Below are 20,306 nucleotides of genomic sequence, written 5' to 3'. Positions count from 1 at the left end.
CAAGATGAATTGCGAACCGAATTAGGTTCTATACTTCTGGAGACTTGCGATCGCCCTCACTAACTTTTCTGGGTCTACAGGTTTGGTAATGTGAGTTTGAAATCCTACCTGAAGCGCTCTTTGTTGGTCAATTTCTGCGGCATAAGCGGTGAGTGCGATCGCCCGAATGGTTCCTCCTTGATTCGGTGGGCGAGAGCGAATCTGCTGCATCAGCATATAGCCGTTCATCTCAGGCATTCCGATGTCACTCACTAGCACGTCAGGAATGAACTGCTCTAGAGCTTGCAAAGCTTCTAAGGCAGAAGCGACGGCTGTCACATTTGCCCCGCTTTCTGACAGCACAAATGCCTGAAACTCACGGGTATCTGGCTCATCATCCACCAGCAAAATTTGAATGCCATCTAAAAGCACTTCTGCTTCTATCTGTGTGTGAATTGGTTCGGATGCGTTGAGCTTTGCTCTTACCGTAGGCATCGCTCTCACCTGCTGCATAACAGGTAATTGGATGATGAAGGTTGCGCCTTGATTCTCACCCTGACTTTCGGCTGTAACTGTACCCCCGTGCATTTCTACAATTTGCCGGACGATCGCTAACCCCAATCCCAAGCCGCCAAATTTGCGTGTTGTTGAGCTGTCTTCTTGGCGAAAATACTCAAATACATGAGGTAAAAACTGTGGATTGATGCCCTTACCAGTATCAATTACCCGAATCTGAGCTAGCCTGTCGAGTTGCTTTAGTTCAACGGTTACTTGTCCACTGTTGGGTGTGAATTTAACCGCATTGGTAAGCAAATTCCACATCACTTGTTGCAAGCGGGTTGCATCGCCAGAAATCGGAGCGATCTCAGGATCAAGATCGAAAGCGATCGCAATATTTTTTGCTTCTGCTGCCAAACGCACCGTTTCAACGGCGGCAGAAATCACAAAAGTCAAATTGACTGACGCTGCTGTTAAGCTTAGTTTGCCCTGCACGATCCGAGAGATGTCGAGCAAGTCTTCGATTAGTCGTGTCTGTAAATTGGCATTGCGCTCGATGCTTTTCAAGGCTTCAGCTCTCTGGGCTTCGCTCAGTTTGCCGTTTTGTAATAAGTGCGTCCAGCCCAAGATCGGATTGAGAGGCGATCGCAATTCATGAGACAGCACCGCCAAAAACTCATCTTTGACCCGGTTGGCGCGATCGGCTGCTTCTCTTGCAGCTTGTTCGCGGGCAAGGAGTTGTTCTCGTTCTGCCTGAATGCGTTTTTGCTCAGTGATATTGAGTACAGTACCAACAAAGCGTTGTGGCTTGTCGGCAGCATCAAAGTAAGCCTGTCCTCTGGCTGCAATCCACCGTTCAACCCCATCCTGAATCCCGATCGTGCGATATTCTACGTCATACTTGCCGCTGCTGGCTGGGTTCAAAGTCCATTGCACTACCTGTTCTAGTCGTTCGCGATCGTCGGGGTGCAGTCCGGCAAAAAAGACCTCAATGCTGCTCTCGGCTTCTGGTGGTAAGCCAAACATGGCTTTGCAACCCTCATCCCAAATCAATCGATTGGTGATGAGATTCCAGTCCCAGGTTCCTAATTGGGCAGCTTCGATCGCCATGCGGAAGCGGTTTTCACTATCGCGCAAGGCTGCTTCTGCGCGGGCGCGTTCCACTGCCGCCCAAGTGCGCTCAGCTACTTCTTCCGCCAAGGACAACTCGTCCGGCGTCCAAGCTCGCGACCCGGATGTGTGGACTGCTAACCCCGCTACGAATTCGCCCCTCTTGATCAACGGTATGCCAATGTAAGCACCGATCTGAATGGCGGCGTAGGCTGCTCGCTCTTGCGGGGACAAGTTGGGATCGGCTTCCACATCAGACCCGGACACGGCACGACCGGTGCGGTAGGCTGCAAGCAGCTTGGGACCGAAGGAATCAATCGGGTAGTTTCCAGCGAGTGCTACGGCTCCGTTGACATAATCATGCTCAACGACGTAATCAGCGCCGTGAACCTCAAAGTAGGCCACACGGTTTGCACCAAGATATTCGCCCAGCACACGACTAGCCGTAGCCTGAATCTCCACTGGGTCGGCAAGTAGGCGGAGCGCATCGGTGAGAGAGACACGGAAAGCATTAAATTCAGCGGTTCGCCGCGAAATTTCTTCTGCCCGTTTCCGTTCGCTAATATCTTTGAAGACAACGGCAACTTTTCGCGCCTCTGGCTCACCCGTGCGACAGGCATACACATCGAACCATCGATTCATTGCTTCAGAACCATTTTCAAAGCGAGCAGGTTCACCCGTTAAAGCAACTTGACCATAAATCTGAATCCAATGGTCTTCTAAATCTGGAACTAACTGACGGGCTGTTTTACCGACTGCTTGTCGAAGTCCCGTTTGTTGCTCAAAAATAGGATTGATTTCTAAGAAGCGGTAGTCGCTGGCGCGAAGCCCACTACCATCATTTTCGTCAAATAGCACTTCAATAATGCAAAAGCCTTCATCAATCGACTCAAACAGCGTCCGGTAGCGTTCCTCTGATTCACGCAGAGTTGCGGCAGTTTGAATTTGCTCGGTAACATTCTTGAAATAAATGGTGATGCCCTGTGGGGCAGGGTAGGTGCGAACTTCGTACCAGCGATCGTGGTCAGGGTAAAACGCAGTTAATGAGGCAGCTACACGATCGCGCATAGCGTTCCAATGAATCTGCTCCAACTCATGGCCAATTAGTCCTGGATATTCTTCCCATAAATTTTTCCCAATCAAATCGCCGGGAGCGCGATCGAGCAGTACCCCTGCGGATCGATTGATGTAGGTGAACTGCCAGTTCTCATCCAGGGCCATGAAGGCTTCAGCAATGCTTTCTAGAATATTCCGAGTCTGCTCCTCACTTTGGCGCAAGGCTTTTTCTGCCAGTTTGCGATCGCTAACATCGGTAAATAACAGGGCGAATTGATTATTTTTCAGTTCGCTCACCCGAAAAGCGTTGACATCAAACCAGCGATTCATGGCGATAGATTGATTCTCAAACCGAACAGGTTCACCAGTCTGCACAACTCTCCCGTAAATCTCAAACCAGTGTGCTTCCAGATCCGGAACCAGTTCCCGTGCCGTTTTCCCGATCGCATTCTGAAGTCCCGTCATGGCTTCAAAGATCGGATTAACTTCCAGGATTCGATAATCGATCGCTTTACCTTGTTCATCAAACAGCATCTCGCAGAGACAAAAGCTTTGAGCAATTGTATCGAATAAGGTACGATATTTTGCCTCAGATTCGCGTAGTGCAGTTTCGGCGCGGGCACGCTCCACGGCAGCCCACGTCTGCTCGGCTGTTTCTTCAACTAGTCTTACCTCGTCTTCCGTCCACTGGCGAGGGTTTGCCTGATGCACCGCCAGCAACGCGACAAATCGATCGTTTTTGATCAGCGGTACATCAATATGCGCGGCAATATCGATCGCTCGATACCTTGCCTTTTCTCTAGCTGTGTATTTAGAGTAGTTTGCCACATCAGGAACGATCGCCGTTTGCCCTGCTCGATGGTCATCTGTCAGGTTGCGCCCGAAGTCTTCTAGATTGTACAGTCCACTCAGTTCGGCAACGCCATTCGTGTAGTTTTTGTGAACGATGACCTCCTTGCCACTCGCTAAGACTTCAATATAAATAACGCGGCTTGCGCCTAAAGATTCGCCTAGAACGAGGGCTGCGATCGCCTGAATCTCATTAGCGTCAGTCAGGGGGCGTAGCGCATTGGTGAGCTTGACTCGAAACGCATCGGCTTGGGCAGCTTGACGCAAGGCATCTGTTGATCTGCTAACCAACAGCAGCTCAGATTCTCGCTGCTGGGCTCGTTCGAGTTCTGTCAACAGGATCTGCACAGTAGTTTTTAGGCTGTCCGACCAGGTTTCCACAGCCCCTAGCGGCGTTTGCGACCAATCGTGCGATCTCAACAATGCACCTATCTCACCACCACCAAAAAAGAGGTTTTTGCCCCTTGTCTTGTCTTGCTCTGACTTCATCCTTTCAGATCCTTTGTCGGAAAAGTTATCAAGTGTTAGGGAGTCAGATTCTACAAGAACTGATTGATATCAAACCAATTCGTAATTCGCAGTTAAAAACAATTGCGAATTGCGAATTGTTTTGGTCAAGTTAATGTTTGTCACGAATGATTTTTAGATTTCATTGCAATAACATCAACTCGTCCACCTTCTTGTAAATCGTTAGTAGGATTAGTAATTAGCATAACATTGGGATTCAAACCAGAAATAATTTCTACCTCAGTACCATAATCTCGACCAACTTCAATTTTCTGATACTGTATCTTATGTTCAGGCGTAACAGTGACTACTTGCGTACCATCGGCATTAATAACCAAAGTATTAGCAGGTACTAGTAAGGGTGGATTAGCACGGTTAGTCTTAAAAGTCACTTCAGCATACATTCCAGGTCGAAGGATATTGCCTGAGTTTTGTACTTGGATTTCAGTTACCAAAGTATTGGAATTAGGATCTAACGAATCGGCAGTGCGAACTATTTTACCTGTGAAAGTTTTTGTTGGTAACTCACGAACATGAAGAAGGGCGGTTTGGCCTTGATGAATCGATTGAATAAATGCCTGTGGTACATTAATACGAATACGCAAAGTACCTGTTTGAGCAATTTTAAATAGCCACGCATTTGCCGAATTACTATTACTACCTGCGGAAATCAATGCTCCGGTGTCTACGTTCCGAGCAGTTATAACTCCTGGAAAGGGAGCAACAACTCGTTTAAAAGATTGCAAAACAGACAGACGTTGAAGATTTGCCTTACTAGCCCCGACACTTGCGACAAAAGCATCAATACTAGCTTTTTGAGAGTCAATGCCAGCAAGGGCAGTATTAACATTGTCTTGCTCCGATCTGACGCTAGAAATGAGAGAGTCTACATTTGCTTGGCTGGCACTATATGCTGTTTGACGTTCGTCAGCATCTTGCAAAGCGACAGCACCTTGTTGATTTAGTGCTTGCCAGCGTTGCCATGTTTTATTAGCTAATTTTAAGTTGGCCTGCGCCTGAGTTAATTCGGCTTGTTTAGCTTTTAAGTTAGCTTTTGCTTGAGAAAAGTTACTTTGTTTTTGTGCTAAGTCTGCATGGGCTTGAGCAAGATTTGCCTCTGCTTTTGCTAATTCCGCACGGGCTTGTTGTACATCTTGATCGGCTTCAGGTGTATCGATTAGAGCTAGGAACTCACCAGTATGCACGCGATCGCCAATATCAGCAAATCTTTGACGCAAATAACCACTACTACGGGCATAAACTGTGGTTTCCTGGTTAGCTTGAATACTACCGGGTAATACTAACTCAGTAGTATTAGCAGCAAGTTTTGGTTTAATAACATTAACTGTGGGAAGATCAACTGTTGCAGATTTAGCAAAAGCATTTAATTCTGATTGACGTTGTACGCGAGGTAAAATTCCCAGTGCCAAAAGTCCAAGTACCAGAAAACTACTACCAGCAAAAATTGTAATTGAACTCCAGGGACTTTTTCGGGCTTTTTTGGGAACTGAATTTAAGTCAAGATTATCAGTCTCGTGTTTTTCTTGAGTATCCATTGTGGTTGAAGTATAAGTTGTTTGTTGGTTTTCTACTTTTGGAGATGGACTTCTGATTGCAGTAAGTTATTCTTTAGGTTTGTAATGGCACAAAATTAACTACCGAAACGCAAAAAAGCAAACAAGGAAATAAATATTACTTAACTATTTACAGTTGTTAATTCGGCAGTAGTTGACGGTTCCTCATCCAAATTCCGAGGCGGTTGTCGGCGCAAAATGCTATACATTACAGGGACAAAAATTAACGTTGCACTTGTTGCTGCCAATAACCCACCAATAACAGCACGTCCCAAAGGTGCATTCTGTTCGCCACCTTCTCCTAAACCAAGAGACATTGGCAACATCCCAATAATCATTGCGCCGGCAGTCATTAACACTGGACGCAGACGGGTATACCCTGCTGCTAAAGCCGCAGGAACTGCTTTCTCACCCATTAAACGTTGCTCGTTGGCAAACGTCACTAGCAAAATGCTGTTAGCAGTAGCAACCCCAATACTCATAATTGCACCCATTAAGGAAGGTACGCTGAAAGTAGTATTCGTTACAAACAATATCCACACAATCCCTGCCAAGGCATTCGGCAATGCCATCATAATAATGAACGGATCGAGCCAAGATTGAAAATTTACTACCATTAGGCAATAAACCAGTCCAATCGCAAATATCAATCCAACTTCCAACCCCAGGAAAGATTTATTCATTGTTTCCACTTGACCTCGCACTATAATCGAACTTCCGCGAGGTAACTTGTGCTGAAATTCTGCAACTATCTTATAGAGATCCCCAGCGACACCGCCTAAATCACGACCTTGGACATTGGCATAAATATCAAACACTGGCTGTACATTGTAATGATTAACAACAGAAGCCGCTGTGCCACGTTGGACAACTGCAAGATTACTTAAAAGTTGTGGTGAATTAGAATTACCAGCAATTGGCGTGTTCTCAAGTTTTGCTAGGGAGTTGAGTTTGTATTGGGGAACCTGTACCGCTATTAGATAGCTGACTCCTTTTACAGGATCGAGCCAATAGTTGGGTGATGTTTGACCGCTAGAACTTAATGATGTGAGTAAGTTATTGGCGACATCTCGTTGTGTCAAACCAATCCGTTGTGCCTGAGAACGATCTACATTAATACGTAGCTCTGGAGCATCAAGTACTTGATGTAAATGAACATCCACTGCTCCGGGAATTTGAGCAATTTTTGTCTTGATTTGTTTGGCAATTTTGTAGTTTGCTTTCCGATTCCGCGCAGGGCCTATAACCTGAACATCAACCGGAGCCGGTAAACCAAAGTTAAGAATCTGAGTTACTATATCTGCCGGTTGGAAAAAGAAGTTTAATTGAGGAAACTGTGCTGTCAATTTCTGGCGGAGTTCCTTGACATATTGCCAAGTTGGGTGATGTTTCCCTTCTTTGAGCGCTACAAGAATTTCACCATCTCCAGCACCTATTGTCGCTGAGTCGCTAAAGGCAAGGTTTATCCCACCAACGGGTAAACCAATATTATCGAGAATAATTTCTAATTCTTGCTTAGGAATAGTTTGTCGGATAACGTCTTCAACTTGAGTAAAAATTCGTTCTGTTTCTTCTACACGAGTACCCGCAGGGGCGCGGACGTGTAGGCGAAATTGACCCGCATCGACTTGAGGGAAAAAGTCTTGACCGATGAATGGCAATAAAACTAAGGCGCTTACCCAAAAAGCGCCAAATATAACAAAGGCTGAACGACGATGACTTAATGTCCAAGCTAAAGTGTTGCGGTAGTTTTGGCGAAAATTTTCAAATTGTCGGTTGAAACGCTCATGAATTAGCCAAAAGATGTCTTTTTTCACAACTTGAGAAGATAAGTGACCGTTGTGATTATCTTCTTCGTGTGCAGTGTAGAGATGTACTTCCGATCGCAAAAGAAAATTTGCTAACATTGGTACTATTGTTCGGGAAAGCAGATAAGAGGCAAGCATAGCAAAGACAACCGCCATCCCTAGAGGAATAAATAGAGATTGTGCAACTCCTGTTAAAAAGACAACGGGTACAAATACAATACAAATTGCTAGGGTGGAAACAAAAGCAGGGACAGCTATTTGTTGCGCTCCATCCAAAATAGCTTGCTCGATCGGTTTGCCTTGTCCAAGATTGCGGTGAATATTTTCAATTTCCACAGTCGCATCATCTACCAAAATACCCACTGCTAGAGCCAAACCCCCTAAAGTCATAATGTTCAGGGTTTGTCCCACCAACCGCAGTACAATAATCGAACAAAGAATTGATAGAGGAATTGAAATAGCCACAACCAAAGTACTGCGCCAACTACCTAAGAACAATAAAATCATTGCGGCTGTAAGACAGGCAGCAATTAGCCCTTCGGTAAGAACACCTTGAATTGAAGCTTTAACAAATAAGGATTGGTCAAACAACAGGTCTAAGTCTAGTTCTTTGGGTAAGGTAGCCTGGATACCTGGTAATGTTTGTTTGATCCGAGCAACAACATCTAAGGTGGAAGCACCACCATTTTTCAGAACAGTCAACAAGCTCGAACGTCTGCCATTGCGACGGACGATATTAGTCTGGACTGCAAACCCATCGTGGACTTGAGCGACATCACGAATGTAAATAGTAGTACCGTTGATTTGTTTGATTGGTAAATTATTCAAGGCTTCGATCGCTTGCGGACTGCTATTGAGCCTGACACTATATTCGCGATCGCCTAATTTCGCACTTCCCGCAGGTAAAATCAAATTTTGGGCACTAATTGCAGCTGTAACATCCGTTGCCGACAGACCTTTGGCAAACAATGCTTGCGGGTCAATATCAACCATGATCTGCCTCGGTTTACCTCCGTAAGGCAATGGTACAGACGCACCCTGAACCGTAGCTAACTGAGTTCGCAGGAAATTATTACCGTTGTCATAAAGTTCCTGTTCGGATAGCGATTTGCTGCTGACACTCATCTGGAGAATCGGCACACTAGAAGCGTTGTAGCGAATAATCAACGGTGGCGTAATTCCAGGTGGTAAAACCCGGAGAATTGTTTGGGTAATAGAGGTAACTTGAGCGACAGCTGCTTCAATTTTGGCACCAGGTTGGAAGAAAACCTTGATGACACTAACACCGCTGAGTGATTGCGATTCAATGTGTTCAATGTCATTAACTGTAGTCGTAAAAGCACGTTCGCTCACCGTAACTATGCGCTGTTCCATTTCTTCTGGTGCAACACCGTTGTACGACCAAATTACGCTAACGACGGGAATATTAATTTCCGGAAAAATGTCTGTTGCCATCTGGGTAATAGTTACGACACCCAAGACCATAATTAAGATAGCACCAATGACGAAGGTGTAAGGACGACGCAGAGCAAGTCGAACAATCCACATAGTTAGTTACGATCCTTCAAAAGTTTTCTGGTGTTAGAACTATTCGATTGAAGTTGGCGTTTGAGTTAATTGAAGTTGTTCTGTTTGGAGTTGCTCAACTAACCACTCAATCTCCGATTGGATAACTGCAATTGCACGCTTTTGTAATTTCACTTGGTATAAATCATCAGTAGCTTCAAGTGCTTTTTTCTCTGTCAGGCGTAATCGACATGACATCAATCGATATTCAATTAGCTGCATTCTTTCTTCGGGCAATAAATGACTAAAGAAAAAATATTTAATTAAAAATCGCGATCGGGCATTTACCCAACTTTCATGAGGATGTTCCAGCATCTCTTGATACCAAGTGTTTTTACCGAGAGGTGTAATCTGATAGATTTTTCCACAGTGTCCAGGTTCTTGTACCTGTTCTGTACATAGCATCACTTCACCTTGTTCTTCCATACGCTTCAGCAAAGGATAAATCGCGCCATAATTGACACAAATACTGCAACTCATAAATCTCTCTAGTTGCTGCTTGAGCCGATAACCATTTAATGGCTCTCGCTGCAAGAGACCTAATACTGAAAGCTTTAACATTTTGATATATCAGTTTGATATGTTAGACAACAATATCAAATTGAGTCTTTTTCGCCAAGTAGTTAGGACGCACTTGTGAGAATTTTTTGCTGAAGTTGCTCGTTGAGCAGTAATCAGGTGAGAATCAATCAGGTCAAAATAACTTTTTAGAATGTGTAGTGGATGTAACTCAATTAGTCAAAGTTTCAATTATTCTCTTACTGGTGGCTACAGTTGTAGCTTTGCTGTCCCGGCGGCTGCGAATTCCTTATGTCACGGGTTTGGTATTGGCGGGTTTACCAATCACTGAATTGCTGTCTCGTCCCATTGGTTTAAATCCAACCCTTGTTTTGAACCTTTTCCTGCCAATTCTCATCTTTGAAGCTGGAATTAATACAGATGTCAGCCGCCTACGCAGCACCTTTAAACCAATCGCTCTCCTCGCCGGACCGGGAGCTTTGCTTTCCAGTGGAATTATTGCTGTTCTGTTGAAATTCGGGCTGGGACTGAGTTGGATACCTGCCTTATTTGTCGGAGTAATTCTGGCAAACACTGATACAGTTTCCATGATTGCCGTCTTTAAGGAAATACCAGTACCTTCTCGGCTTTCTACCATCGTTGAAGGAGAAACTTTATTTAATGACGCCGCTGCTCTCGTTTCCTTCAACCTGATTTTGCAAGTATATTCAACAGGTTCACTCACCTTACTAGAGGGAATCCAACAACTGGTATTTATCTTTGTCGGAGGCTGCGTCGTGGGATTAGTCTTGGGTTACTTGAGCATACCTGTATTCGCTCGTTTAGACGATCCCCTCAGCAGTCTTTTACTCACGGTTGCAGTTGCCTTAGGAACTTTTCAAGTTGGGCAATCTCTTGGCGTATCTGGTGCTGTGGCTGTAGTTGTAGCTGGATTAATTTTTGGGAATTTTGGACTTTCTCGCAATACTTCTGCTTCTAGTCGCATCACCTTATTAAGTTTCTGGGAATATGCCAGTTTTACTGTCAACACCTTTATTTTTCTGCTGATTGGTGTAGAAATAGACCTGCCAACCCTCTGGAAAACTTTACCTGCAATTCTATTTGCAGTTTTAGCTTATCAAGTCGGGCGAGTTCTTACAGTCTATCCGTTATTAGCAGGGGTTCGTTGGTTTGACCGCCCAATTCCCTTGCGCTGGCAACATTTACTTTTTTTAGGCAACATCAAAGGTTCACTCTCAATGGCTCTAGCCTTGAGCTTACCCACCACACTACCAGGGCGAGAAATCCTTATTGCTATAGTCTTTGGTAGTGTGCTGGTGTCATTAGTGGGACAGGGTTTAAGTTTGCCTTGGGTAGTAAAACGCTTAAAATTATCTCAATTTTCAGAGGCTCAGCAGCAAGTTGAAGAATTGCAAGCTCAGTTGATGACGGGTAAAGCAGCACAAGATGAATTAGATAGCTTATTAAAATCAGGAGTCTTGCCAAAAGCCGTCTATGAAGAGATGCGTTCAGCTTATCAAGTGCGAATCGCCAGTGCAGAAAAGACACTGCGGGAATTTTATAATCGTCGCCCAGAGGAGTTGGAAGGCAAAAGTCGCAACCATAATAAACTTGAGGCCATCCGCCGCCGCTTATTGCTGGCAGAAAAAGGAGCGCTCAATGATGCATTTCGTAAGCGAATTCTGTCAGAAGAAATTGTGCAAGGACGGATACGAATTATTGATGAACAATTGCTTCAACTTGAGGATGATTAGATAGTTTTTGGGGATTGGGGATTGGGGATGAGTCTTTAATACTCGCTCAGGAACCTCTGAGCTTTGTGAATCAACCTTTGGTAAGTAAAATAAAATTACTGTAGCCTAACGCACACTAATTAAGATTTAGTAGTGAATATTTACTACTTTATTTTTGTCTATTTTGAAGGCGATCGCTTAGAGTTATTTTGACTTTTAATAACCCTACCAGTACTAGTAAAAGAAATTCCTTGCTGAAAATCAGTACCAATCATGACTGCTTCTACTATAGGTTCAGATATTTCTGTTTGAGCTACCCATTCAACAATAAAGTTTGCTCCTAAACCTCCACTAGTATCATTTCTATTGATAAAAAAATCTGTGGAAGCTAGAGGATCGAGTTGAATCGGGCGATCTAAGTATTGCTTAACTAATTTACCATCTGAGTTATAGTAGCGCACAGAACTAATGACCATCGGATTAGTCAAATCTGTATTCCGAATACTTAGGGTAACTGCTAACTCAAAAATCTCCTGGCGATTGTGATGATAAATATGGGAATAGACAGGAACATAGATAGTCTGACCCATTGCAATCTGGAAATTTTTATCCAGAGTCACTATCTTTTGAGATTCGCTTGTCTGAGTAGCGTTGGGTTGTGATTTTGCTGGAATCTCTGTTGATTGGCAAGACGCAAGAAAAACAACAGCGATCGCTAAATAAATATGGGGATACAGTTTAATCAAAACTATTTACACCAATTATTCAAACTTTTCTGCAATAGACCTCTTGCAGAAATATTTTTTGTCTCACGCACGAGCAGAGAGGAAAGAACAACTTTTGCAAGAGGTGTAATGATTTGACTTTAGCGCGAAGCTCTGGAAGTAACGGATCTTTGTAAATTAGCTAGAGCGCGATTGTAATCTAAAATAGCTGTGACTCGATTTCCTTCTGCCGTTGTCAGTGCGTTTTCCGCAGAAATCACTTCTGTTTGAGTCCCTACACCAGCATCAAATCTCAACCTTGCTATATTCAGAGCCTCCTGGGCTTGACTTAAAGCCAGACTAGAAGTTTGTACATTATCCAAATTGGATCGTAATTGATAATAGTACTGTTCTACATCAAAGCGAATTTGGTCGCGCTGGCTAGCAAATTGGGTTTCGGCGATCGCAATATCAGTTTTCGATTGAGCTGCACGCGCTCTTGCTGCTCCGCCATCAAACACATTTAGACTTGCTTGCAATCCGACTGAATAGCCATCAGTAACGCTAACACCATCGTTATAGCGATCTTGTAGGTTGTAGCTACCCGCTAAACTAATTTGTGGTCCCAACTGTGAAAGTGCCTGTCGTCGCTGTTGCTCATAAATATTACGTTGTGCTAATTGCTGTTGCAATTCCGGACGACTTTGAAAAGCTCGGACAATAGTTTCTTCTAATGTTGGCTGCCAAAGACCTGCTAATTCTACACGGTCTGCTGCATTGATATCAACTGACTGTGGCAAACTTAACAAGGTAGCCAGTTGGCGATGAGCAATTCGTTGTTGTGAGACAGCATTAGTCAGTTGTTGTTGGGCATTTGCTAAATTCACCTGAGCTTGCAGTACATCAAACTGCGTACCCACTCCAGCACTTAATCTAGCTTGAGTATCCCGCAAACTAGCCTGGGCATTATCCACCGCAGACTGATTGATTCTTACTTGTTCATCTGCTTGTTGCAAATCATAATATTGAGTGGTGGCATTTAACCTAATTGTCAGTGCTTGAGTTTCAACATTGAATTCATCCACACGTAATTGTTCCTCAGCTGCTCGGATAGTAGCTTCTCGGTTACCAGAAGTATAGAGGTTATAATTCAGTTGTGCTGAACCACTAAAAGAAGTGCTGGATTGAGATGAACTGCTACTAAAACCGTTACCATTGTTAGTCAGATTTCCATTGAGTCCAAGAGTAGGAAATAAGGCTGCTTGAGATTCCTGTAGTGATGAACGACTGCGTTGTAGTTGTAATATCGCTAGTTGTAAATCTCGATTATTGCGTTGTGCTAATTCCAAAGCTTGTGTCAAACTGATTGACACAGTTTCTTGAATTTTGACTTCCTCTGGTTTAGTAGGAAATTGCAAAGGATTGGGATTAGGATTGAGGGAATTAGGAGGCTGTAAAGTGCTTGCAGAATTTTCTATTTTTGGGGGAGTTGTTGCAGTAACTAAAGTTGGAAAAAAAATAACGACCCCCAAGATAACCCAGGTAGAATTTACACACCAAAAAATCAAGCTCATATTCATACATTCGTAATTCGTAATGACACTCGAAAACTCGCTAACGCTACGCTAACGTAATTCGTAATTAGCTTGGGTGGTGGGAAATGAAGAATAAGTAATGCCCAATACCCAATGCCCTAACCTACAATTAAACCATCCTGAACTCGAATAATCCTTCTGGTTTGAGCAGCGATATCTGGTTCATGAGTGACAATTACAATTGTGATACCTTGCTCATTAAGTTCTGTCAGCAAATTCATAACTTCATGGGAAGTTTCAGTATCTAAAGCACCTGTTGGCTCATCTGCTAAAACTAATGCAGGTCGGTTGACTAAGGCGCGAGCGATCGCTACCCGTTGTTGTTGTCCACCAGAAAGTTGACTAGGACGGTTAGAAATGCGTCCTGCTAGTCCTACTTTTTCTAAAGCTTCTAATGCCCTTTCACGCCGTTTTGGTTTAGGTAAGTTAGCATAAACCATTGGCAACATAACATTTTCTAGTGCTGTCGCCCGCGCCAATAAATTAAATTGTTGGAAAACAAAACCTATTCTTTGGTTGCGGATATAGGCTAATTCATCATCATCAAAAGTTGTTAAGTTTCTACCTTCAAAAATATAGTCTCCAGTTGTTGGACGATCTAGACATCCCAAAATATTCATCAGTGTAGATTTACCCGAACCGGATGCACCCATAATAGAGACATATTCCCCCTCTTCAATCGAGAGTTCAATTCCCTTGAGAATAGGAACACTTACTTCTCCTAAATAGTAAGTTTTCGTAATAGATTCCATCCAAATCATCGTTGTCATAAGTCAGTGGTGAGTGCTGAGTTTTGAGTTTTGAGTGCTGAGTTTTAAGAGTTTATTTAGTGGTAGTGGCTGAGTTTTGTTGATCTTTTTGTTTACTAACTGAGATCCGAAGACCGCCGATAATTTTGCCCACTTCTTCTGCTTGATTTAGAAGTTGGTCGAATTTGACTTGTTCGAGGTAGCCAACATCTAAAGCTACATAAAGTTGAGAACGCACTTCTGCACAAGATGACTTGGCTATGGAAAGAAACTGATGAAATTCTCCTAAATAACTTCTTTCAAAACCCTCAGCAATATTAGACATAATAGAAAAGCTTAATCGCTTCGTAAAGCAGTAATTGGATCTAATTTCGACGCATTTCGGGCGGGAATTACTCCAGCAAGTAAGCCAACAGTTAATGAAAGTCCGAATCCGGCAATAATTGATAAGAAAGAAATCACGAATGGAAACTTAAAAATATTTGCAGCTGCATAAGCAATCAAAATTCCACCTATCATCCCAATACATCCGCCAAGAATGGAAATGACGATCGCTTCAGCTAAAAATTGATTGAGGACTGCTGAATTTGTGGCACCTACAGCTTTGCGAATGCCGATTTCCCGCGTGCGTTCGACTACAGAAACTAACATGATGTTGGCAATACCAATGCCGCCAACGACTAAGGAAATTCCAGCGATCGCCACTACCATTACTGTAAATAAACCGACAACATTAGTGAAGGTACTCACAATATCAGCTTGGTTGGTCAGCCGGAAATCATCAGCTTGGGGTGGATAAATATTATGACGTAGGCGTAATAAATTGGTGACTTGAAACTGAGCCGCTTCTAAATCTTCTTGATTAGCACCTTTAACTAAAACCCCGGTTACAGAAACGCCTACCAAGGCATTGTTTCCAACCAGTCTTGCTGACATAGTAGTTAGAGGAATAAAAATTTGGTCATCTCGATCCATCGGTCCTTGAGAACCTTTAGGTTCCATTACCCCAATGACTTCGTAAGCTTCTCCCTGAATCCGAATTCTCTCACCGATGACATTACCACCCTGTGCAAAGAGTGTACGCTGGACTGTGGGTCCAAGAATGGCAACCTGTGCAGTGTTATTTAGTTCTTGTTGAGTAAAATATCTCCCCTGCTGGGGGTGAGTATTTCTAACTTCTGGGTAATTTAAATCTGTACCATAAATTGTTGTTGAAGTGTTCTGTCCGGCATAAACAACTTGTGCAGTGCGTTGGAGATAGGCAGAAACAAGTTGAACCGATGGTGCTTGTGTGGCGATCGCTTTGGCATCTTCCCAAGTCAAGGTGCTGCTAGAACCTACTCCTTGACGGACATTTCCGCTTCTGGCTGCACCAGCTAAAATTTGCAGTACATCTGTACCTAATGCTTGTATCTGTTGTTCAACTCCCTTTTGCACTCCTTGACCAACAGAGGTAATAGCAATCACTGAGGAAATCCCAATAATCACCCCTAACATAGTTAATCCTGTGCGTAATTTATTGCTCCACAGTGTTTCTACCGCCATTGATAATATTTCTAGCAACGGTACTGTGCGGGTATTCTTAGCTTTATAAAAGCCCTTAAATATCTTAAACATAAGATTTTATTTAACACTAACTTTAAGGGGAACCACCGCCTTGACGACCTCCAGCAGAACCATTGCTTTGACGACCAGAGCCACCGCCACTGCCTTGACGACCTCCTCCTCCAGCACCACCACCTCCTAGACCCGGAAAAACTCCACCTCTTGGTGTTGATTGGGGACGCGATCCTGGTGGGAAACTGAGTAATACTCTCTCATTTCCTGTCAATCCAGACTTAACTTCAGTAAAGTTATTCACTGTGACGCCAGTTTCGATGGGAGTAAACACAGGTTTGTTATTCTTTCCTGGCACAAATACACCTGTGGCATTTTCTTGGCGCACTACTGACGCCGTTGGCACTACTAAAACATTTTCAACTTGACCAACTTGAAAATCTACTTCTGCATTCATCCCAGAACGTAGTAGTCTTTGAGGGTCTGAAAGTGATACTCTCACTTCAAAACTGGTGACGTTTTGCTCTACTATTGCTTGGGCAGCAATTTGACTGACTTTACCTTCAAAGGTTTTATCTGGGTAGGCATCTGCTTTAATCGAGACTTTTTGTCCAAGGCGGATTTTGGAAATATTGGTTTCCGCTAAATTTGCGACAACTTCATTTGTTGAAGCTAGAGACAAGATTGAAGAAGAAGAAGAAGAAGCGACTTCACTACTGGCAGTTGTGGGTGTCACAAAAGCGCCTGGATCGGCATATTTCTTTGTCACCACACCCTCAAAAGGTGCGCGAATGATCGTGTCATTGATTTCGGCTTGGATATTTTGCAGCGAACCGCGAGCTGATGTCACCTGAGCGCGAGCTGCGTCTATATCTTCTTGGCGAGTTCCAGCTTTAAGGAGTGCCAAAGCTTGTTGTCTCTGCCTGACTACAGCTCGTGCTTGCTCGATATCTTCTGGACGCGATCCAGCTTTTTGGAGAGCTAATGCTTGTTGTGCCTCATTGACAGCTGCTTGGGCAGTATCACGAGTAGCGCGGTTTTGGTTGAGAGTCTGAAGGGAAATACCACCGGCATTGTAGAGTTGTTGATTACGGCGAAAATCATCTTCGGCTTGGCCTAAGTTTGCTTGAGCGCTTTGTAAACGTGCCTGAGCTTGGCCAATATCTTGAGAACGATTACCTGCTTGTATCTTTTGTAAATTGGCTTGGGCTTCCTCTAATGCTCCTTCTGCTTGACCAATATCCTGAGGGCGATTACCTGCTTGTGCCTTTTGCAAATTCGCTTCGGCTTGTGCCAATTGTCCTTGGGCAGATGTGAGTTGCCCCCGCAGGTTGGAATCATCCATGTAAGCTACAATCTGTCCTTGCCTGACGATATCTCCTTCTTTCACTAACAGGGTTTTCAATATTCCTGAATTTTTCGGACTGAGGTTGATTGACCGCTCAGGCTTTACTTCTCCGTTGGCTGCAACTGTGATTACTAAACTCTGCCTTTGTACAGGCTTTGTCAGCACCCGGCGTCTGGCTTCTTGACCGGGAACAACAGTTACTTGGTAATAAACTGCATAGCCAATTCCACCCAAAAGGGTAAGAACAAGTAGCCAAGATAGCCAATTTTTCTGATCTTTTTTTTTCTTTGCCTCTGGAACCAAACCTGAAGAATCTACAGGGTTTGATGTATCAATTTTCATGTCCATTTTTATTCTAAAAAGAAGGCTACCGAGCTGGTTCTTCACGGCTAAAACTATAGCCTGGTAGCGACATACTGACAATTATTTTGAGTTTTGAGTGTTTTACAGGTTTATTTGCAGTACCAATCCATCAGGAAGTCTGAAGTAATCATCACGCACTCTAACTAATCTTCCAGCAGGAACAATTTCCTGATTGGGAAGAAGAATATCTCCATTAGGAAGTCTAAAATAACCTTGATTACGTAGTCTAATTATGTTCCTAGCAGGAATAATTTGTCCATTGGGATATCTAACATCACCATTACTAAGTCTGTCTACTCTGCTATAGGGTTGGTTGTCACGGTTCCAATTGCGGTAGTTTCTAAGAGTTCTGACATCTCTAGAATCATTTCTACCATCGCGATCCCAATTACCGGAGTTTCTAGGAGTTCTGCCATCGCGATCCCAATTGCCAGAGTTTCCAGGAGTTCTGACATCTCTAGAATTATTTCTGCCATCACGATCCCAATTACTGGAGTTTCCAGGAGTTCTGACATCTCTAGAATTTGGTCTGCCATCGCGATCCCAATCTCGATCGCTCTGAGCAACGACTTTGACTTGGGTTTGAGCATTTGCAGGTGCAGTCAAGAGAGTCGGAACAACAATCATCGCAGCAGCTAAAAGTATAGATAGACGGTTTTGTTTCAACATATAATTGACTCCTTATTCCATTAAAATTCTGTTCTGCTTCGATTTCGATTCAGCAATTTTAGACAGTTATTTTGGTATTAAAATGTCTAATATTTACTTAGTCGTATAAATTCATACATAATAATTATTGCTCAAAAAGCCCAAATCAATGTATGACCAAAGTCATTAGTAATTTCAGAGTGGTGTATGACCAAAGTCACCAATTTTTCTAATGGGTATTGGGCATAAGGGACAAGGAGATGGGGAGACTTGTACTGAGTTTCGACTACGCTCAACTACCGTGGAGCCGAAGTAGCCGAAGTCTGGGGAGATAATACTAATTCTTAACTCAGCACTCCTAACTCAGCACGGGCTAAACCTTAGCTATCCGCTAACAGAACTCTTTTTCCCAATGACAAATGACAAATCACATAAAATTTTGCTGCCGTCAACCGCGGAGATCGTTTAAGCTAGCTGAAAGATTCTTTGAGTAGTGGCTTAGAGGCGATAGTGTGCCTAAACATTTTTATTTGATTTTTCTTCTGGTTTTTTGTAGTATTTGGAGTGTACCAAAAGCCGCTAACGCGCAGGCATTAATACCCCATACATTGCAGCTAGATCCAGCAAAGCTAGAAAAGCAGGGGTTGACTTTAGCACAGGAAGCGGCTCAACTAGCTCAGTTTCAACAGGTTGAGTTAGCTTTGCCACGAGCGCGGCTGGCTTCTCAACTGGCTCCTAAAAATGATAAGGTATGGTTGCTGTTAGGTGGATTGCAGTTGCAAACCAAAGAGTTTGATGGAGCGATCGCTTCCTTAAAAAAAGCACAATCTCTCAACCCCAAAAATGGTGATATTCTGTTTGCTCTTGGTTCAGCTAATTTTCAACAGCAAAAGTATCAGGAGGCTATTGTCAATTACCAAGAGGGTTTGAAGTTAAAACCCAATGACCCAGAAGGGTTGTTTGATTTAGGTAATGCTTACTTTCAGACCGGTCGATTTCCAGATGCCATCGCACAATATAATCAAGCTGTCTCCCAAGATAAAAAATTCTGGCCGGCGATCAACAATATAGGCTTAATCAACTACGAACAAGGTAATGTTGCAGGAGCGATTAAGCAATGGCAATCTGCTGTTAGCCTTGATAAGCAAGCCGCAGAACCTTTATTAGCCTTGGCAGTGGCACTATATACTAAAGGCGAGCGCCAGCAAGGACTTACCTTCGGAGAAGCCGCACTCCGTATCGATCCGCGCTATGGAAGTTTGAATTTTCTCAAAGAAAATCTCTGGGGTGAACGTTTACTATCTGATACGAAAAAATTCCTAGAATTACCTCGTATTCAAGCAGCCCTACAGCAACCGGAAAACTCATCACTTCCCGGACAACAGCCGACACAATAGGAGTGCTGTACATGGATAGCGGGGCGTTTAGCCCGTGCTGAGTAGGGAGTAGGGAGTAGGGAGTAGGGAGTTGAAATATTTAACTCCTAACTCTTGCTTAATCATACCTTTTCGTAGTACATATATACTAACTAATACAGGGACTAGTCACCCAAAAACATTGGTGGACGAGTATTTCTGAAATACAGCAGATTTCAAGTTTGTGAATTACACAAGCTAAGTCTCAAAGCTAGGTATAAATTATGTTTTACTCGTGTTAGCGCGGCGTGAGATAGACCATTCTGACTCCTGAATTCTGCTGTAACTCATAATTTCTCATTGGTTATCTTTGGGTAGAAGGGCGATGATTTGTTCAACAAACTGTTGATGGTCAACAACTGGCTTAGAAATGTACCCATCAGCACCGCTTTGCTTGAGAAAGTTTTCGCGATCGCCTTCCATAGCATGTGCTGTCACCAGAATGACAGGTAAGTTTGCTGTTTTTGGGTCTGACTTTAACATTTGTGTAATTTTGATCCCATCAACAGACTTACCCTGATAAACACTTCTAGAGAGAGAAACATCCATCAAAATCAGGTCTGCTTCTCCTGATTGGGCAATTTTCATTACTTCTTCGACATTTTCAGTATGTTTTACACCCAAGCCTCCGCGCTTAGACAAAATCTTGGAAAAAACACGAGCATTAATTAGATCGTCTTCGACAATTAAAACAGTTTTCATGAGAATTTTAGTTATAGAGGTAAAGG

General features: G+C 43.4%; 14 protein-coding genes. 2 read left to right on the top strand and 12 right to left on the bottom strand.

All coding sequences use genetic code 11. The features are described 5' to 3' along the window. Nucleotides 1-21: 21 nt before the first annotated feature. From ACFG4S_RS33125 to ACFG4S_RS33110, 4 genes are all read right to left on the bottom strand, one after another. Nucleotides 22-3,981: a PAS domain S-box protein gene (locus ACFG4S_RS33125; protein ID WP_392533074.1), complete on the bottom strand. Its 3,960-nt coding sequence runs from the start codon at nucleotides 3,979-3,981 to the stop codon at nucleotides 22-24. Between the two features lie 140 nt (nucleotides 3,982-4,121). Next, nucleotides 4,122-5,555: an efflux RND transporter periplasmic adaptor subunit gene (locus ACFG4S_RS33120; protein ID WP_392533073.1), complete on the bottom strand. Its 1,434-nt coding sequence runs from the start codon at nucleotides 5,553-5,555 to the stop codon at nucleotides 4,122-4,124. Nucleotides 5,556-5,695: 140 nt separating this feature from the next. Next, a complete protein-coding gene (locus ACFG4S_RS33115) occupies nucleotides 5,696-8,929 on the bottom strand; it encodes an efflux RND transporter permease subunit (protein ID WP_392533072.1) in 3,234 nt (1,077 codons plus the stop codon). Nucleotides 8,930-8,968: 39 nt separating this feature from the next. Then, a complete protein-coding gene (locus tag ACFG4S_RS33110) occupies nucleotides 8,969-9,508 on the bottom strand; it encodes a PadR family transcriptional regulator (protein WP_392533071.1) in 540 nt (179 codons plus the stop codon). Between the two features lie 158 nt (nucleotides 9,509-9,666). Between ACFG4S_RS33110 and ACFG4S_RS33105 the strand changes: the two genes are divergently transcribed. Further along, complete coding sequence (locus ACFG4S_RS33105) at nucleotides 9,667-11,220, top strand: cation:proton antiporter (RefSeq protein WP_392533070.1); 1,554 nt, start codon at nucleotides 9,667-9,669, stop codon at nucleotides 11,218-11,220. A gap of 158 nt (nucleotides 11,221-11,378) precedes the next feature. Here the strand turns inward: ACFG4S_RS33105 and ACFG4S_RS33100 are convergent, their stop codons facing one another. The 7 genes from ACFG4S_RS33100 to ACFG4S_RS33070 form a co-directional block, all read right to left on the bottom strand. Further along, nucleotides 11,379-11,942, bottom strand: coding sequence for a DUF3124 domain-containing protein (locus tag ACFG4S_RS33100; protein ID WP_392536140.1), 564 nt, complete (start codon nucleotides 11,940-11,942; stop codon nucleotides 11,379-11,381). A 122-nt stretch (nucleotides 11,943-12,064) separates the two neighbouring features. Next, a complete protein-coding gene (locus ACFG4S_RS33095) occupies nucleotides 12,065-13,477 on the bottom strand; it encodes a TolC family protein (RefSeq protein ID WP_392533069.1) in 1,413 nt (470 codons plus the stop codon). A gap of 119 nt (nucleotides 13,478-13,596) precedes the next feature. Next, nucleotides 13,597-14,268 (bottom strand): ABC transporter ATP-binding protein, encoded by a 672-nt coding sequence (locus tag ACFG4S_RS33090; protein WP_392533068.1) that lies wholly within the window; start codon nucleotides 14,266-14,268, stop codon nucleotides 13,597-13,599. 52 nt (nucleotides 14,269-14,320) lie between these two features. Next, a complete protein-coding gene (locus ACFG4S_RS33085; protein ID WP_392533067.1) occupies nucleotides 14,321-14,572 on the bottom strand; it encodes a four helix bundle protein in 252 nt (83 codons plus the stop codon). Between the two features lie 11 nt (nucleotides 14,573-14,583). Beyond that, on the bottom strand, nucleotides 14,584-15,864 hold the full coding sequence (locus tag ACFG4S_RS33080; RefSeq protein WP_392533066.1) for an ABC transporter permease: 1,281 nt from the start codon (nucleotides 15,862-15,864) through the stop codon (nucleotides 14,584-14,586). Between the two features lie 22 nt (nucleotides 15,865-15,886). Next, the gene (locus tag ACFG4S_RS33075) at nucleotides 15,887-17,494 is read right to left on the bottom strand and encodes an efflux RND transporter periplasmic adaptor subunit (RefSeq protein WP_392533065.1); all 1,608 of its coding nucleotides are present in this window, start codon (nucleotides 17,492-17,494) and stop codon (nucleotides 15,887-15,889) included. Between the two features lie 102 nt (nucleotides 17,495-17,596). Then, complete coding sequence (locus ACFG4S_RS33070) at nucleotides 17,597-18,184, bottom strand: hypothetical protein (RefSeq protein ID WP_392533064.1); 588 nt, start codon at nucleotides 18,182-18,184, stop codon at nucleotides 17,597-17,599. Between the two features lie 491 nt (nucleotides 18,185-18,675). On the opposite strand from ACFG4S_RS33070, the gene ACFG4S_RS33065 reads away from it, so the two are divergent. Next, on the top strand, nucleotides 18,676-19,560 hold the full coding sequence (locus ACFG4S_RS33065) for a tetratricopeptide repeat protein (RefSeq protein WP_392533063.1): 885 nt from the start codon (nucleotides 18,676-18,678) through the stop codon (nucleotides 19,558-19,560). Between the two features lie 315 nt (nucleotides 19,561-19,875). Here the strand turns inward: ACFG4S_RS33065 and ACFG4S_RS33060 are convergent, their stop codons facing one another. Next, a complete protein-coding gene (locus ACFG4S_RS33060; RefSeq protein WP_392533062.1) occupies nucleotides 19,876-20,280 on the bottom strand; it encodes a response regulator in 405 nt (134 codons plus the stop codon). Nucleotides 20,281-20,306: the final 26 nt, after the last annotated feature.

Origin of the sequence: Nostoc sp. C117 (assembly GCF_043099735.1) — a bacterium.
In the GTDB taxonomy this organism is placed as follows: Bacteria; Cyanobacteriota; Cyanobacteriia; order Cyanobacteriales; family Nostocaceae; genus Nostoc.
Note: the sequence above shows the minus strand (reverse complement) of the source record. Positions and strands in the feature narration are given on the sequence as shown.

Coding starts and splice junctions, on each gene's coding strand:
- ACFG4S_RS33125 (WP_392533074.1), bottom strand. CDS start 3,981: ATGAAGTCAGAGCAAGACAAGACAAGGGGCAAAAACCTCTTTTTTGGT.
- ACFG4S_RS33120 (WP_392533073.1), bottom strand. CDS start 5,555: ATGGATACTCAAGAAAAACACGAGACTGATAATCTTGACTTAAATTCA.
- ACFG4S_RS33115 (WP_392533072.1), bottom strand. CDS start 8,929: ATGTGGATTGTTCGACTTGCTCTGCGTCGTCCTTACACCTTCGTCATT.
- ACFG4S_RS33110 (WP_392533071.1), bottom strand. CDS start 9,508: ATGTTAAAGCTTTCAGTATTAGGTCTCTTGCAGCGAGAGCCATTAAAT.
- ACFG4S_RS33095 (WP_392533069.1), bottom strand. CDS start 13,477: ATGAGCTTGATTTTTTGGTGTGTAAATTCTACCTGGGTTATCTTGGGG.
- ACFG4S_RS33090 (WP_392533068.1), bottom strand. CDS start 14,268: ATGACAACGATGATTTGGATGGAATCTATTACGAAAACTTACTATTTA.
- ACFG4S_RS33085 (WP_392533067.1), bottom strand. CDS start 14,572: ATGTCTAATATTGCTGAGGGTTTTGAAAGAAGTTATTTAGGAGAATTT.
- ACFG4S_RS33080 (WP_392533066.1), bottom strand. CDS start 15,864: ATGTTTAAGATATTTAAGGGCTTTTATAAAGCTAAGAATACCCGCACA.
- ACFG4S_RS33075 (WP_392533065.1), bottom strand. CDS start 17,494: ATGAAAATTGATACATCAAACCCTGTAGATTCTTCAGGTTTGGTTCCA.
- ACFG4S_RS33070 (WP_392533064.1), bottom strand. CDS start 18,184: ATGTTGAAACAAAACCGTCTATCTATACTTTTAGCTGCTGCGATGATT.
- ACFG4S_RS33060 (WP_392533062.1), bottom strand. CDS start 20,280: ATGAAAACTGTTTTAATTGTCGAAGACGATCTAATTAATGCTCGTGTT.